The sequence below is a fragment of the Thalassospira sp. MIT121401 genome (genome assembly GCF_047125595.1).
In the GTDB taxonomy this organism is placed as follows: Bacteria; Pseudomonadota; Alphaproteobacteria; order Rhodospirillales; family Thalassospiraceae; genus Thalassospira; species Thalassospira povalilytica.
This window is the reverse complement of sequence record NZ_CP138926.1, coordinates 583,284-597,481: the sequence shown is the minus strand read 5'-3', so window position 1 is coordinate 597,481 and position 14,198 is coordinate 583,284. Positions and strand designations below refer to the sequence as shown.

At 55.5% G+C, this 14,198-nt stretch carries 14 protein-coding genes; 3 read left to right on the top strand and 11 right to left on the bottom strand.

Annotation, left to right across the window (positions count from 1 at the left end; genetic code table 11):
- Positions 1 to 17: 17 nt before the first annotated feature.
- The 5 genes from SIB88_RS02785 to SIB88_RS02765 all read right to left on the bottom strand — a co-directional run bounded on the left by SIB88_RS02785 (position 18) and on the right by SIB88_RS02765 (position 4,795).
- Entirely contained in the window at positions 18 to 302 is a 285-nt protein-coding gene (locus tag SIB88_RS02785) for a type II toxin-antitoxin system RelE/ParE family toxin (protein ID WP_114112025.1), read from the bottom strand.
- Positions 302 to 556, bottom strand: coding sequence for a CopG family ribbon-helix-helix protein (locus SIB88_RS02780; protein ID WP_206926563.1), 255 nt, complete (start codon positions 554 to 556; stop codon positions 302 to 304). The genes SIB88_RS02785 and SIB88_RS02780 overlap by 1 nt, the downstream gene beginning before the upstream one ends.
- Before the next feature lie 112 nt (positions 557 to 668).
- On the bottom strand, positions 669 to 2,168 hold the full coding sequence (locus tag SIB88_RS02775) for an aldehyde dehydrogenase family protein (protein ID WP_101246542.1): 1,500 nt from the start codon (positions 2,166 to 2,168) through the stop codon (positions 669 to 671).
- A 58-nt stretch (positions 2,169 to 2,226) separates the two neighbouring features.
- Positions 2,227 to 3,546: an aspartate aminotransferase family protein gene (locus SIB88_RS02770; RefSeq protein WP_412559271.1), complete on the bottom strand. Its 1,320-nt coding sequence runs from the start codon at positions 3,544 to 3,546 to the stop codon at positions 2,227 to 2,229.
- Positions 3,547 to 3,607: 61 nt separating this feature from the next.
- Positions 3,608 to 4,795 (bottom strand): NAD(P)/FAD-dependent oxidoreductase, encoded by a 1,188-nt coding sequence (locus tag SIB88_RS02765; protein ID WP_412559270.1) that lies wholly within the window; start codon positions 4,793 to 4,795, stop codon positions 3,608 to 3,610.
- A 39-nt stretch (positions 4,796 to 4,834) separates the two neighbouring features.
- On the opposite strand from SIB88_RS02765, the gene SIB88_RS02760 reads away from it, so the two are divergent.
- The 3 genes from SIB88_RS02760 (at position 4,835) to SIB88_RS02750 (ending at position 7,910) form a co-directional block, all read left to right on the top strand.
- Complete coding sequence (locus SIB88_RS02760) at positions 4,835 to 5,074, top strand: hypothetical protein (protein WP_412559269.1); 240 nt, start codon at positions 4,835 to 4,837, stop codon at positions 5,072 to 5,074.
- A 12-nt stretch (positions 5,075 to 5,086) separates the two neighbouring features.
- Positions 5,087 to 6,001, top strand: coding sequence for a transcriptional regulator GcvA (gene gcvA, locus SIB88_RS02755; protein ID WP_412559268.1), 915 nt, complete (start codon positions 5,087 to 5,089; stop codon positions 5,999 to 6,001).
- Between the two features lie 199 nt (positions 6,002 to 6,200).
- Positions 6,201 to 7,910 carry a methyl-accepting chemotaxis protein gene (locus SIB88_RS02750; protein ID WP_412559267.1) on the top strand — a complete coding sequence of 570 codons (1,710 nt, stop codon included), beginning with the start codon at positions 6,201 to 6,203 and terminating at the stop codon, positions 7,908 to 7,910.
- A gap of 12 nt (positions 7,911 to 7,922) precedes the next feature.
- Here SIB88_RS02750 and SIB88_RS02745 read toward each other — a convergent pair whose 3' ends face one another.
- From SIB88_RS02745 to hemP, 6 genes are all read right to left on the bottom strand, one after another.
- Positions 7,923 to 8,747 carry a heme ABC transporter ATP-binding protein gene (locus tag SIB88_RS02745; protein ID WP_412559266.1) on the bottom strand — a complete coding sequence of 275 codons (825 nt, stop codon included), beginning with the start codon at positions 8,745 to 8,747 and terminating at the stop codon, positions 7,923 to 7,925.
- Complete coding sequence (locus tag SIB88_RS02740; RefSeq protein ID WP_412559265.1) at positions 8,744 to 9,829, bottom strand: FecCD family ABC transporter permease; 1,086 nt, start codon at positions 9,827 to 9,829, stop codon at positions 8,744 to 8,746. The genes SIB88_RS02745 and SIB88_RS02740 overlap by 4 nt, the downstream gene beginning before the upstream one ends.
- Positions 9,826 to 10,683 carry a heme/hemin ABC transporter substrate-binding protein gene (locus SIB88_RS02735; RefSeq protein WP_412559264.1) on the bottom strand — a complete coding sequence of 286 codons (858 nt, stop codon included), beginning with the start codon at positions 10,681 to 10,683 and terminating at the stop codon, positions 9,826 to 9,828. The genes SIB88_RS02740 and SIB88_RS02735 overlap by 4 nt, the downstream gene beginning before the upstream one ends.
- A gap of 3 nt (positions 10,684 to 10,686) precedes the next feature.
- Positions 10,687 to 11,760 carry a hemin-degrading factor gene (locus tag SIB88_RS02730; protein ID WP_412559263.1) on the bottom strand — a complete coding sequence of 358 codons (1,074 nt, stop codon included), beginning with the start codon at positions 11,758 to 11,760 and terminating at the stop codon, positions 10,687 to 10,689.
- A gap of 63 nt (positions 11,761 to 11,823) precedes the next feature.
- Positions 11,824 to 13,893 (bottom strand): TonB-dependent hemoglobin/transferrin/lactoferrin family receptor, encoded by a 2,070-nt coding sequence (locus SIB88_RS02725; RefSeq protein WP_412559262.1) that lies wholly within the window; start codon positions 13,891 to 13,893, stop codon positions 11,824 to 11,826.
- A 113-nt stretch (positions 13,894 to 14,006) separates the two neighbouring features.
- Positions 14,007 to 14,174: a hemin uptake protein HemP gene (gene hemP / locus SIB88_RS02720; RefSeq protein ID WP_101246552.1), complete on the bottom strand. Its 168-nt coding sequence runs from the start codon at positions 14,172 to 14,174 to the stop codon at positions 14,007 to 14,009.
- Positions 14,175 to 14,198 lie beyond the last annotated feature (24 nt).

The following is a 14,198-nucleotide window of genomic DNA, read 5'->3' as shown; positions in this document are numbered from 1 at the left end:
CGGGGACCGCTTTCTTTTTAAAACTCGTCAGGCCAGCGTCGTGCGGCATGCAATACCGCAATGATGGTCACCGTATCTTCTTGAAGGCCATAGGCAACAAGATAGGGCGTGCCATTCACAATCATTTCGCGTGTTTGTTCCACCCGCCCGGTGCGACCGATAAAGGGATGGCTGGCAAGCTGGGAAACAGAACCTGATATCAGCTGATAGGTTCTAAGGGCTGCTGTTGGATTGCGATCCTCTATGTAATCAAGGATATCGCGCAGGTCATCGATAGCCCGACTGTCCCAGCGAATACGCATCAGGAGTGCTTGTCTGCAAAACGTTGCTCAAACGTGGCAAGCACATCTTCATGATCAATCAGTGTTGCACGACCCTCGGCAATGCTGCGCGCGCGGTCCGCAATAAGGTTCACTTGCCATTCCTGATGATCAGCATACTGGCGAAGGGCATCATTGATGATGCTTGAACGTGTCTGCCCGAAGGCTTCCGCAAGTTTATCAAGCCGCTTGCGCAGATCTGCATCAACACGCACCGCCATTGTATCTTTGCTCATGACCGACCTTATGATTGCGATGTAATACAACGTATTCTATCGCAATCAGAGACAAAGAAAAACCCCGCCGGCGAACCGACGGGGTTTGGATCGAACCTGATCGGGCGAGTGATCAGATGTCGAATTTGATACCCTGAGCCAGCGGCAGCTCGCGGGAATAGTTGATGGTGTTGGTTGCACGGCGCATATAGGCCTTCCAGGCGTCCGAACCGGATTCACGACCGCCGCCGGTTTCCTTCTCGCCACCGAACGCACCGCCGATTTCTGCACCCGACGGGCCGATATTGACGTTGGCAATACCGCAATCGGAACCAACAGCCGACAGGAACAGTTCGGTTTCGCGCACATCGGTCGAGAAGATGCACGAAGACAACCCTTGCGGCACGCCGTTCTGAAGCGCGATGGCTTCTTCAAGGGTTTCATAGGTCATGACATACAGGATCGGCGCGAAGGTTTCGTTGCGCACGGTATCGGTCTGACCCGGCATTTCAACGACCGACGGGGTGACATAGAAGGCGTTCGGATATTCGGATTCCAGCACACGTTCGCCACCATGAACAACGCCGCCATCCTTTTTGGCATTGGCAAGGGCGGTCTGCATGTTGTTGAAGCTGTCTTCATCGATCAGCGGACCAACAAGGGTGCCATCGGCAAGCGGATCACCAATTTTGACCGACTTGTAAGCGGCTATGATTTTCGGAAGCAACTGATCCTTGACGTCTTTATGGACGATCAGGCGACGAAGCGAGGTACAACGCTGACCACAGGTGCCAACAGCCGAGAACACAACCGCGCGAACGGTCATATCAAGATCGGCCGACGGGGTCACGATCATGGCGTTGTTGCCGCCAAGTTCCAGAATGGTACGCCCGAAACGTTCGGCAACACGCGGGGCAACTTCGCGGCCCATACGGGTCGAACCGGTTGCCGAAACCAGAGCCACGTCATGGCTGTCGGTCATGGCTTCGCCGATTTTGCGATCGCCGATCACGACCTGATGCAGGCCTTCGGGTGCATCACCGAATTTCGCCAGTGCCTTTTCAAAGATTTTCTGGCAGGCAAGGGCGGTCAGCGGGGTCTTTTCCGACGGTTTCCAGATCACGGAGTTACCGCACACAAGCGCAAGCGCGGTGTTCCAGGACCAGACAGCAACCGGGAAGTTAAACGCAGAGATCACGCCAACAACGCCCAGCGGATGCCAGGTTTCCATCATTTTGTGGCCCGGGCGTTCGGATGCGATGGTCAGACCGTAAAGCTGACGCGACAGACCGACTGCGAAGTCGCAGATATCGATCATTTCCTGAACTTCACCAAGACCTTCCTGATAGATTTTGCCGCATTCAAGCGACACCAGACGGCCCAGCGGTTCTTTTGCTGCGCGCAATTCTTCGCCCAGAAGACGGGCCAGTTCACCGCGACGCGGACCCGGAACCTGACGCCATTCACCGAATGCCTTTTTGGCATTGCCGATGATGTCGGTCATTGCCGCCGGATCGGTTTCGGCAACAGATGCGATTTCCGAACCGTCAACCGGGGTCTGGACCTTAAGCGTGCCATTGGCGATCTCGGCGTCAGACAGACCAAGCTCGGTCAGGATGGATTTGAAACTCACAGTAAAACTCCCTTCTTTTTAAACTTTCCGGTGATCCCACCGGCATTTCCCGTGATACCTATTGCGTTACCTGCGCCACTTTGGGCAGAAGTCTGGCGATGATGGCAAAGGCCTCATCAACCTGATCAAACGGAATGGTCAAAGGTGCCAGCAGGCGCACCACATTGGCGTGTTCACCACTTGGCATTAACAATAGCCCGCTTTCACGGGCCAGTTGCAACAAGCTTTGCAGACGTTTGGGTGACGGTTTGCCGTCATCTGCAATCACCTCGAACGCGCGCATGGCGCCAATTCCGCGCATATTGCCGATCACATGCCCGCCGGGCAGATCACGCAACCATGCGATATGGGTCGCATATTTCTCGCCAAGCTGCTTGGCACGACCAAGAATGTTGTCTTTTTCCAGAACCTCGAACACACCTTTTGCCGCCGCACAGGCAACCGGATTACCCGAATAGGTTCCGCCAAGGCCACCGGGTGCCAGCGCGCTCATCACGTCCTCTGCCCCGGTGATCGCGGCCAGCGGGAAACCACCGCCGATCCCCTTGCCCATGACAAGGATATCAGGTGCAACACCGGCATGTTCGATGGCAAACATCTTGCCCGTACGGGCAAAGCCCGACTGGATTTCATCGGCAATCAGAACCATGCCGTTTTCATCACAAAGGCGGCGCAATGCGACAAGGAATTCACCGTCACAGGCACGAAAACCGCCCTCGCCCTGAACCGGTTCGATCACGATGGCGCCAACCGATTTCGGATCGGCAGATACCGAAAACAGCTTGGCAATAGCCGCCATTGCATCCTCAACCGATATACCTGTTTCCGGGCAAGGATATGGCAGATGCCAGACCGGCCCCGGAAGCGGCCCAAGACCGGTTTTATAGGGCTTGGTTTTCCCGGTCAGTGCCAGGGTCGCAAGCGTTCTGCCATGAAAGGCCCCTTCGAATGCAATCACCCCGGTCCGGCCGGTAAAGGCGCGGGCCAGTTTCAGGGCGTTTTCCATTGCCTCGGCCCCGGAATTGGTCAGCATCGATTTTGCCGGACCTTCAATCGGGCAGTTCGCCGCCAGCCAGTCGGTCACCGCGACATAGGGTTCATGGGGCAGCGCGTTAAAACAGCTGTGGGTAAAACGGTCACACTGGGCAATCACACGGTCCATCACAACCGGGTTGCGATGGCCGACAGTCAAAACACCGATCCCGCCAACGAAATCGATATAGCGATTGCCATCACTGTCCCAGGCTTCGGCATTCAGTGCCCGATCAAGATAGACCGGGTGCACATTGCGCACCCCGCTTGAAACCGAGACGGCCTGACGGTCACGAATGGAAGCGCCAAGCGTTTCAGCAGTTTTGTTGGCATCATCACGGGGCATTGGGGCCTGCTCCGACAATTGGTTTAACATGTTGATTTCGCATTATCGTTACGAAATCGAATTAAATAACATTCAGCTCGAAAACCGGGGCGTTATCGCGGATGCGCTCATACCCGAATACCGACAGATCAAGGGTCTGATAACTGCCCGTGGTGACAAGTTCGGCAATCCCGCGACCAACGGCGGGGCTTTGCTGCAACCCGTGGCCCGAGAACCCGTTGGCAAAGACGAAGTTCTTCACATCGGTATGACGCCCCAAAATCGCGTTTTGATCGAGCAGATTATAGGAATAGTGACCAGCCCAGGCATTGACGACCTTGATCGCCTCAAACCGTTTGCAGCGCTCATACAGGCCCGGCCAGATGATGTCGTCAAACAGGCTGTGATCAACTTCGAAATCCCAGCATTCCGGGTCACGATCCTTGGGCGGGGCGATCCCGGTGATGAAGAATTCACCTTCGGGACGGACATAAAGCCCGCTTGGATCAATCAGCATCGGACAGGACGCACTGATGTCTTCGGCATCCCGGCAATTGAAGACAAAGATGCAGCGTTTGCGCGGCTCGACCGGGATTTCAAGTCCCGCCATTGCGGCAACTTTCGAACAACCGGTTCCCGCCGCATTGATCAGGGTTCCACAGCCAAACCTGCGCCCGTCTTTCAGGACAACCCCGGTAATCTGATCGCCTTGACGGGTAAGTTCGACAACTTCGCCGTCGATATATTCTGCACCGCGCCGGCGGGCCTGTTTGCGGAATGACTGCATCAGGCAATAGGCATCAAACCAGCCTTCACCCGTTCGGCCCCAGCACCCCGCAGACAGATCGGATGTATTCATCCACGGATATTTGGCGGCCAGTTCATCGGGCTCCATCCAGACGATTTCCGCACCGAATTCGATCTGGGTCGCGTGGTTCTGTTTCAGGATATCGCGCCCCTGATCCGTTGCCAGAATCAGATAACCCTTTTCATGCAGGGCAATGTCGACATCCGGATCAAGGTCACGTTTCAGATTGCGCAGGAAATCGATGCCATAGGCCGACATTTCGATATTCACCGGGGTCGAGAATTGCTGACGGATCGATGCCGCCGAAAGGGCGGTTGAGCAGAATTCGTAATTGGGATCTTTTTCTATCACCAGAACCCGGCCCGTGAAATCATCACGACCGGTCAAATGCCACGCGATGGAGCTGCCAATAACCGCCCCACCGACAATGATCACATCATAATTTGCGTCAACAGAACCCATTCTTGCCTTCTACCCGATAAATTGTTGAAGCCCTGGCCAATGGCCGAACGCCTTCTTCCCGGACATTTTTGTTTTTATGCGCTGGATGCCATCCATATCCAAAACGGGGGAGACATCCTTCCGAAACATTACAAACTGACGGCAATCCAGCGCGATGGCTCTTGGCCTGAACGCTTCATATGGTGGCGCAAGGAGGCTTGGAACCGTTTAAAACGTTACGCCTTGGCTGCACAGCAAACAAACGATATATTCGCACCACATCATTCCATTTTGTTATGAACTGGATTCTTTATGCGTCGCGTCCTGCCATCGCTGACTGCCCTGCAATTCTTTGAAAGTTCGGCCCGCCATCTGTCCTTTACCCGGGCTGCCGAGGAACTGAACGTCACGCAAAGCGCAATCAGCCGCCAGATCCGTGCGCTTGAGGAATATCTGGGTCGTGATCTGTTTCGCCGGGTAAAAAAACGCCTGAAACTGACTGCTGCGGGCGAAGCCTATGCCGCACAGGTTCGCGATCTTCTGGACCGGGCAGAAGCCGCCACCCTTCAGGTCATGGCTTATTCCGATGCCGGCGGGATGCTGAATGTCGGGACTTTACCGACATTTGGTGCGCGCTGGCTTGTCCCGCGCCTTGGGGATTTCAAGGCAACCTGGCCTGATATCCAGCTTAATCTGATCACCCAGACGCGCGAGTTCAATTTCGACCGCGAAGGCATCGATATTGCCATCCATTTCGGGGATGACAATCTGCCCGGCTGTGTATCCCATCGCCTGATGGGTGAAACGCTTATTGCAGTTTGCGCCCCCAAACTGCTTAAGGAAAATGACGATCTGCCGATTGCGCGCGAACGGGTGCGCAACTGCACGTTGTTGCAACATTCCACCCGCCCGCGCGCCTGGCAGGACTGGTTGGCCGCAACCGGGGTGGCGGTGGTCGATGAATTGGCCGGGCCACGGTTTGAGCATTTCCACATGGTCATCCAGGCTGCGGTCGCCGGACTGGGTCTGGCATTATTGCCGGAATTTCTGGTGCGCGAAGAACTCGAAAGCGGTCGTCTGGTTGCGCCCTTTGATGTCTCGACCCCCAATCAGCACGCCTATTACGTTGTCTATCCCAAGGAAAAGGAAAACAACTTTGCGGTGCGGGCTTTTCGGGACTGGTTGATCGCGACCTGCAAAACCGAACAGGAAGCCCGCCCGGGCTGATCCCACCCGAACAAAACCCAGATACTATTCTTGTGGACAGAAAATTGATTGCCGATTGAACCAGCGATCCCTAAAGTTTCCGCATCCGGGGTCGGGGCCGCATTTTTGCGCGCAATCCCCATATAGAAAAATGCTTTCAAAAGCATATTCGGGAGCAGTCCGGCAAGCTGGCCGGGGGTGGGAGAAGGGAATTCAATCCGTGTCGTTACTTGAAGACCGCCTGGAACGCTACGACGTCTTGCCAGCCACATTTGGCATTTTGCGCAAGGCATCCAAGGACATTCACGATGGGGCGGCCAAACGCGCCAGGACATTTTACAAGATCATCGCCCAAAAAGCCGGTCCTGATCAGCCCTCCCTTTCCGATAGCGTGACAGCACAGCTGACCGACGCCCTTCAATCCCACTGGCAAAAGCTGTTTGATGGCAAGATTGATGATGATTTTGTGCGGCAATCCATTGCCATCGGGAAATGCCACGAAGAATACGGCATCACCCCCAAACTTTATATTTCCGCTTATAACGCGGTTACCGATGCGCTGATCGAAACCATTATTGTCAAATTCCGCTGGCGTGCGGGCGAAGCCGGGAAAATCGTCACGGCCCTGACATCAGTCATGCTGCTTGATATCGAATTGACCCTGACGGCCTATTGCGATGCCAGTGCTGAAAACCGGCATAAGGCATCGGAAAACGCCTTTGCCGATCAACAGCTTGACCGCACGATGGATTTGTCAGTCGCGATCAATGAAAGTGCAATTTCAAATGCACGGATGATGAACGTGATCAGCGATGTCGACCGGCAAGCCCAGTCGATTTCAGCAGCGGTCGATCAGATGGTATCGGGCATCAGTCACATTGCGGAAAACGGTCGGGTTGCTGCCGACAATGCCGAAGACGCCATCAATGTCACCCGCAACGGTCAGGAAACCGTCAATGGCGCAGTTGACAGCATGAATGCCATTGCCAACGCGGTTCAGGATGCGTCGCGCCGGGTCGATATTCTGGCCGATGCGTCGGCAAAGATCGGGGAAATTGTCCAGTCGATCGAAGCCATTGCATCGGAAACCAATCTTTTGGCGCTTAATGCCACGATTGAAGCCGCCCGTGCTGGCGAAGCCGGCAAGGGATTTGCCGTTGTCGCCAACGAGGTCAAGGCACTGAGCCAGCAAACCGCACGTGCGACCGAGGAAATCCGCACCCGTATCACCAACCTTCAGGACGAAACGCGCGGCATTGTCGATGCGATGAATCTCGGGACCGAAGCAGTATCGCGCGGGCAGGAAGTCATGGGTGAGGTCGCCCATGACATCAGTGAAATTGGCAACAAAATGGAAGACACCACCCAACGCATTGCCGACATTTCCAACATTCTTGATGAACAAAACCGCGCCACCGATGCCGTACGCACCGGCATCAGTGGCATTGCCAACCAGACCGGCGGACAGGTTACGGCCATCAAATCGGCAATCGCAACCGTTGGGGAAGTCGAACAACTGATCGAACAACAGGTTTCCGAACTTGTGCGGTATGACATTCCCAACCGCACCATCCGAAGTGCCCGGGCCGAGCACGCCGTCTATTTCAAGGCCGTCGCCGAAGTTCTGGCCGGGCTTGCCGATCCTGCCAATGTTGAAATCGGTGCCGCCACCAGTTGCCGGTTTGGCAAATGGTATGACAGCGACGCCAGCAAACCCTTCCGGGACCTGCCCGGATTTGCCGCCGTGCGCCAACCCCATGAAAATCAGCACAAAGCCGGGCATGACGCAATTGCGGCCTATGCCAATAATGACATTCCGGCTGCCGAAGCGGCCTTTGCCAGGATGGAGGCCGCAACGACCGATGTGCTTGCAGCCCTTAAGCAACTTGCTGATGAAGCATCGCAAACAGTTTCAAAAAGCAGCACCTGACGAAAAAACCGGTCAACCGGGCTGACTGACCAGAACGCTACCCCCTTCGGGATCAGGGATCGCGCGGATCGGGCTTTTAAACACGGCCGACAACAAATCCGGGCGCATGACATCGTCAACCGCACCCTTTGCAACCATTTCCCCGTTTTGCAAAACAACAACCCGGTCGGCATAGGCCGTGACCTGATTGAAATCATGCAAGATCATCAGAACACCAACCTTGTTTTGATGGGCTTCGCGCCGGGCAACGCCAAGCAACGCGTGCTGATGGGAAACATCCAGACCCGATGTCGGCTCATCAAGCAACAAAAACCGGTCACGATCCTCATCACCGGTTTTGGGAACCATATTGCGTTCCGGCCCATCCATTCCCCAGACCTGAACCAAGGCACGGGCCAGATGCACACGCTGTTTTTCCCCGCCCGACAAGGCCGGATAGGCACGGTCAGCAAGGTGATCGATATCGGCAAGCCTGATCGCATGACGGACCAGCTTCTGGTCAAGTTGCCTGGTTGATATCTTGCGAAATGGTGCACGACCCAGCGCAACCACATCGCGCACCGCAAACGGAAAGGTCATCGAGGCGGCCTGTGGCATCACAGCGCGCGACTGGGCCAGCGCCAATGCAGTGGTTGCCGTGATGTCCTGACCACTTTGCCGTATGGACCCCTTGGTTGCCCGATATTCACCGGCCAATACCCGAAGCAGGGTCGATTTGCCCGCTCCGTTTGGCCCCAACACGGCCAGTACCTCGCCCGGTGTGACTTCAAGCGAAATATCACGCAGCAAATAACGGCCACGCGCCACAAAGCTAACGTCTTGTGCCACCAAACTCATAGGCGACGCCTTTTCTTTTCACGCATCAGCAATCCAAGGAAAAACGGCCCGCCGACAATCCCGGTCACAAGACCGATCGGCAGTTCCGCCGGAAGAACAATGATCCGTGCAACCGCATCAGCCCCGGTCAGCATGATCGCCCCGCAAATTGCCGATGCCGGCAGGACATAACGGTTATCAGGCCCGGTAACCAGCCGCACCAGATGCGGCGCCACCAGCCCGACAAATCCGATAATGCCCGAAACAGCCACGGCTGCACCGACCACAAGGGCCGTTACCACCGTCGCCCGGCGTTTAAGGTGTTCGACCTCGACCCCAAGATGACGTGCTTCGGCCTCGCCCAGCAAAAACAGATTGAGCGGCGTGCCAAGCGTCATCAGATAGGCAATGCCCAGTGCCATGATGAACAGTGCTGGTGTATCGGTCGGACCGTTCCCGGCAAGTGCCCCCATCTGCCAGAAGGTCAGGCTGCGTAACTGGGCGTCATCGGCCATATAGGTAAAGACACCGACACCCGCAAAGGCCATCGCATTGATGGCAACCCCGATCAGCAACATGATTGCGGCATCTGTCTGGCCATCCTGACGTGACAGAATTCGGATGAAGGCGGTTGCGATCACCGCCCCGCCAAAGGCCGCGACCGGAACACCATAAGGCCCGACAACCGGATAATAACTGCCCAGAATGATATGGCCGGTCACGATCATTGCAACCGCCCCCAGGGCCGCACTGGCAGATACCCCGATGATGCCCGGATCCGCGATCGGATTGCGAAACAGACTTTGCATCACCGCCCCGGCAAGACCAAGTCCCGCACCAATCACAATCGCGCGCGCAATCCGGGGCAACCGCAAGGTATCAAGTACACGCGCATCAAATGCATCAATGCCGACACCTGCGACACCAATCCGGTGCGCGATATGTGCAACCACATCACCAAGTTCGATGCGTGCCCCGCCGGTGCCCAGCGAAATGACCACCAGGACCAGCAGCGCAACCATCAAAAGAACAAGAACCATCACCGGCCGATTGATTTGCCAGTATTGCCGAAGCGATGTTTCCACCTGCTTCACAGACTTCATTGACCGTGTTCTTGTTGATGAAGGGATTTCGCCACATCACGGATTTCTGACGCCGATTGCGGTCCGAAACCAAGAATGGTCGAAGACGAAACCGTCAAAACCTTGCCATTGGCAACCGCCTTGTTCAGACCAAGAACCGGGTCGGTTTTCAAACCCTCCAGGCCACCGAAATGATCAACCGTCGACTGCGGCACCAGCACATAATCAGACTGATCGGCAGCAATGATTTCCGGTGAAACCGGCTTGAACCCGTCAAAGCTTGCCATCGGATTGGTCCCGCCAATCAGATCGATGATTTCTGAAGCCGTCGTGTGGCTTCCTGCCGAAAGCGGTTTGCCATGACCAACCGCCATCAGAAAGATGATGCTTGGGCGTCCGGCTTCATCGCGTGCAGCAAGACCTGAAATATCGTTACGGACTTTCTGGATCAGTGACTTCGCATCTTCATCGCGCCCAAGAGCCTTGCCCGCAACCGCGATTGCATCTGGCAGGTTCTTGATCTCGTCCAAAGACGGCAATTTGACAACCGGTATCCCCAGATTGCCAAGTTCCTGCAACACGTTTTCGGGTCCGGATTTTTCAACAGCAACAACAAGGTCGGGCTTCAGGCTGATGATCCCTTCTGATGCCAGTTGCCGCATATAGCCAACCTTGGGCAAGGTCGGTACGGGATCGGGTCGGGTACTGGTGGTGTCGATTGCAACCACGCTGTCCCCGGCACCAAGTGCAAAGACGATTTCAGTTGCCGGTGCACCGACAGTAATGACACGCGCCGGACGCTCGTCGGCATGGCTTGGCACAGCAAGACCGGCACCGGCCGTCAGGACAATCAGGAATGCGATAAAACGACGCATCAGTTACTCCGCAACAGCTTGTTTAGCGGCATCAAATCGCGGAAGTCCTTCCGCCAGTTTCTGCCAGGCAGGATTTTCGGGTTCTTTTGGTGCGCGTTCACCACAGAAGATCGCGAAGTTGTTAAGGTCCGCGTCATACAATTCAACAGTGGTCACCACACCTTCGCGGATCGGTTTGCGCACGATCCAGGCTTCGGCGATCATATCCATGCGCAGATGCAGGGTGAAACGCGGGTCCATGACATTGATCCAGTCCCCCATTTCACGGATGGTGTTCACGGGGCCGGTGTGAATCTGGATCGCACCGGCATTGCCGACAAACACCATGATCGGCAAACCGCTTTCGGATGCCGATTCCAGCATGGTTTTAAGGGAATCGTTGGTCAGTCGTTCGGCAAACTCGGTGCCGACAAGACGCATGCCCTGCTGACGCCCGACATTGAAATCCTTAAGCAGACCGTGGAACTGATGCACATCGGTCATTTTGCGCCAGTGGGCGCGCAGGTTCTCGACATCGACATCTTCATCCTTGCGGGTCACGGCCTTGGGCAATGGCGGCAGGGTCTCGATACCCGATTGCTGATTCCCGGCACGGAATTCCGCAATCAGCGCCTCGTAACCCGCTGCGTTTGAGTTGTCGGTCAGGAAAATCTTGTGGATCGCTTTGCCTTCATGATCGAAGAACTGCAAGCTGCGGCGACGCCCTGCGCGCGGACTGTTGGTTTCAACCGCAAATCCGTGCCCCCAGCGCCCCAAAAACAGGCGAAGGTCCACATCCCCGTTCAGGACAAGGCCCATTTCGCCATTGATGCTGACCTTGCCAAAGGTTCCGATCTTTTCATGAACAACACTGGGATTGCGGGTCAGGATCTTGACCTCGCCCAGTTCTTCAAGGCGCTTGATCAGATCCCCCCAATCAGCATCCAGACGCACGACATTGTTGCCAATACCCGCTGCAACCAGCTCACCTTCGGTCAGGCCAAGCTCGGCTGCGATATCCACCGCATAGCCCTTTGCCTCCCCGGCAGAAAAGGCCGACCAGGCTTCAAGCGGTGTTTTGAAATTGTTTTCACTCATGGCGTTTAAATACCTCCTCAAAGATCAGACGATGCAAAAGCTGCATCGTCTGATCCCGTGACATCAGAATTTCATGCTTGCAGAAATTTTCAGATTGCGGCCCGGCTCATACAGGCCCTGATCAGCTGTCTGATAATTGTGATCAAGAATGTTATCGATCCCGGCATTGACGGTCAGGCCGGGCACTGTTTCATGCGCATCCCAGCTGACAAAAACGTCAAAGGTTGCATATCCCGGAACCTCGCTGCCCGATGCGATCCGGGTCAACCGATCAACCAGATTGGCCCGTCCACCAAGCTCGACACCGTGATCCTGGAAACGGTAGCCGCCTGACAAGGCAACCTTGTCAGCGGGAATGTCGGAAAGATTTGCACCCGTGCGGGTATTTTCCCCGCGAATGCGCGATGCAGCCAATCCGCCAAAGATCACACCGGTATCGTAAGTCAGCTCTGCTTCGAAACCTTGAATCTCGGCTTCGGGAACGTTGACGCTTTTGGTTTCCGAACTGCCAAACGTCGCACCTTGCTGTTCGATATAGTCTTCGATTTCGTTGTGGAAATAGGCGACCTTGGCGCGGAACGCATCACCATGCGTCAACAGATTGTCGGTTTTGAAGTTCGTCCCGAATTCCCACGTTTTGGCCTTTTCAGCTTCGAGATCGGGGTTGGCGACAAAGTTGTTCCCCGGGAAGTGATAGCCGCTTGCATACATTTCAGTCATTGCCGGCGCACGGAACGCCTCGGCATAACTGACATATGGCTGCATCCAGGATGTCAGGCGATAACTTGCCGAAAAGCGCGGTGAAATGGCGCTGTCTTCGCGGGCACGCTGCCCGTCCGCTGAAAGATCATAGGAGTCAAAACGAACCCCGGCGGTCACGTCAAGCGCATCGGTCAGCGCCAATGCATTATCGACATAGACGCCATAAATGGTCATTTCGGCATCCGGAAACAGGTTGGAAACGGCGACACCGTTACGGCGGCCTTCCTGGGAATCCTGATAGATTTCACCACCGACAGTCACCGCCAGATCGCGTCCCGCCAGATCAAAGCGCGATGTGTTGCTGCCATCCAGACCAATGGTATCAAGGGTGCGTTCATCGTGACGACCGTCACTGACCCGTTTTTCATCCAGGTCCGTACGCATGCCATAGGCATTCACATTGGCATCAATCCAGTCATTTGCGGAGTCATGGTAACGATAGCCAAGCACCATTGATGTTTCTTCGCTTTCGCGATTCACAAGATAGTTGCTGGTACTCAGTGCAGCACCGCTATCGGGTGCCGACGGCAGGCGATGGTCATCGTTATAACGCTGCACGGTCAGGGTCAGCCGGCTGGCATCATTGATGTCGATACCACCTTTGAGCATCCCGTTGATGTAGTCATCATCGGTGTAGGGTTGCTTGTCGCCATCACCAGATTCAAAATTGCCCGTACTTTCGCGGGTCACGCTGACAAGAAGATCGGTGTTATCGGTCGGGCGGCCATACGCCATGCCATTGGTCGTCAGGCCGTGATCAACCGATGCGTAGCCAACCTTTACCCGCGCACCCAATGTCTGACCGGGATCAAGAAGATCGTTGGCATCTTTGGTGGTCAGAGCGATCACACCCCCCAGTGCCCCGGTGCCCTGCATGGTCGATGCCGCACCGCGATACACCTCGACCGATTTCAGAACTTCCGGATCAAAGAAGAACCGCCCCTTGTGACCGACACTCATATTGGCGCGTGCACCATCCACGCGCACAACAACCCGGTCACCGGTCAATCCGCGAATGATCGGTTCCTGTACGGTGCTGCGCGGACCACCATGAATTTCAACCCCCGGCATTCCGCGCAAAATATCGGAAAGATCAGATGCCTGACGGCGTTCAAGTTCTTCTTCATCAACCACAGAAATGGATGCCGGGGCATCAATAACCGACGTTTCCAGTTTGTTGGCGGTAATCGTGATGGCATCAAGTGCGACGACGGCAACTGTTCCGGTTTGCGCGGAAGTTTCCGCTGTCGTTTCGGTTTCGGTCGGCTGGCCGGTTGTGGGCGATGCCGCGTCCTGGGCCTGGGCCGCTGTTGCAAGCGCAAATGTGGATACTGTCGCCATAAGCAGGCGCGCAGAATTGCTAAGAGCCATGATCTTCCCCTAAGGCAGCTTTTTCCGATTTCGGCTGGCTGGCTGGCTTGTGCAGGGCACTGGCGCGCTGGCTGGCAAATCTGGTGATTTGATTGTCGGGCGTCGGGCGACGCCTATTTCGTAAGAATAAGTTTGTTGTTTGACGTCATGCGCAGGCGGTATTCATCCCCCTGATGAAGAATGATGATCTCGCGATCCATTCCCATCAGATCTTCCACCTGGATCTGTCTTGCCTGACCGGTTTTTCCCGGCTTTTCTGATTTGGCTGCGATGTCAGGCATCGCAAACTCCTTGTCCAAATGACA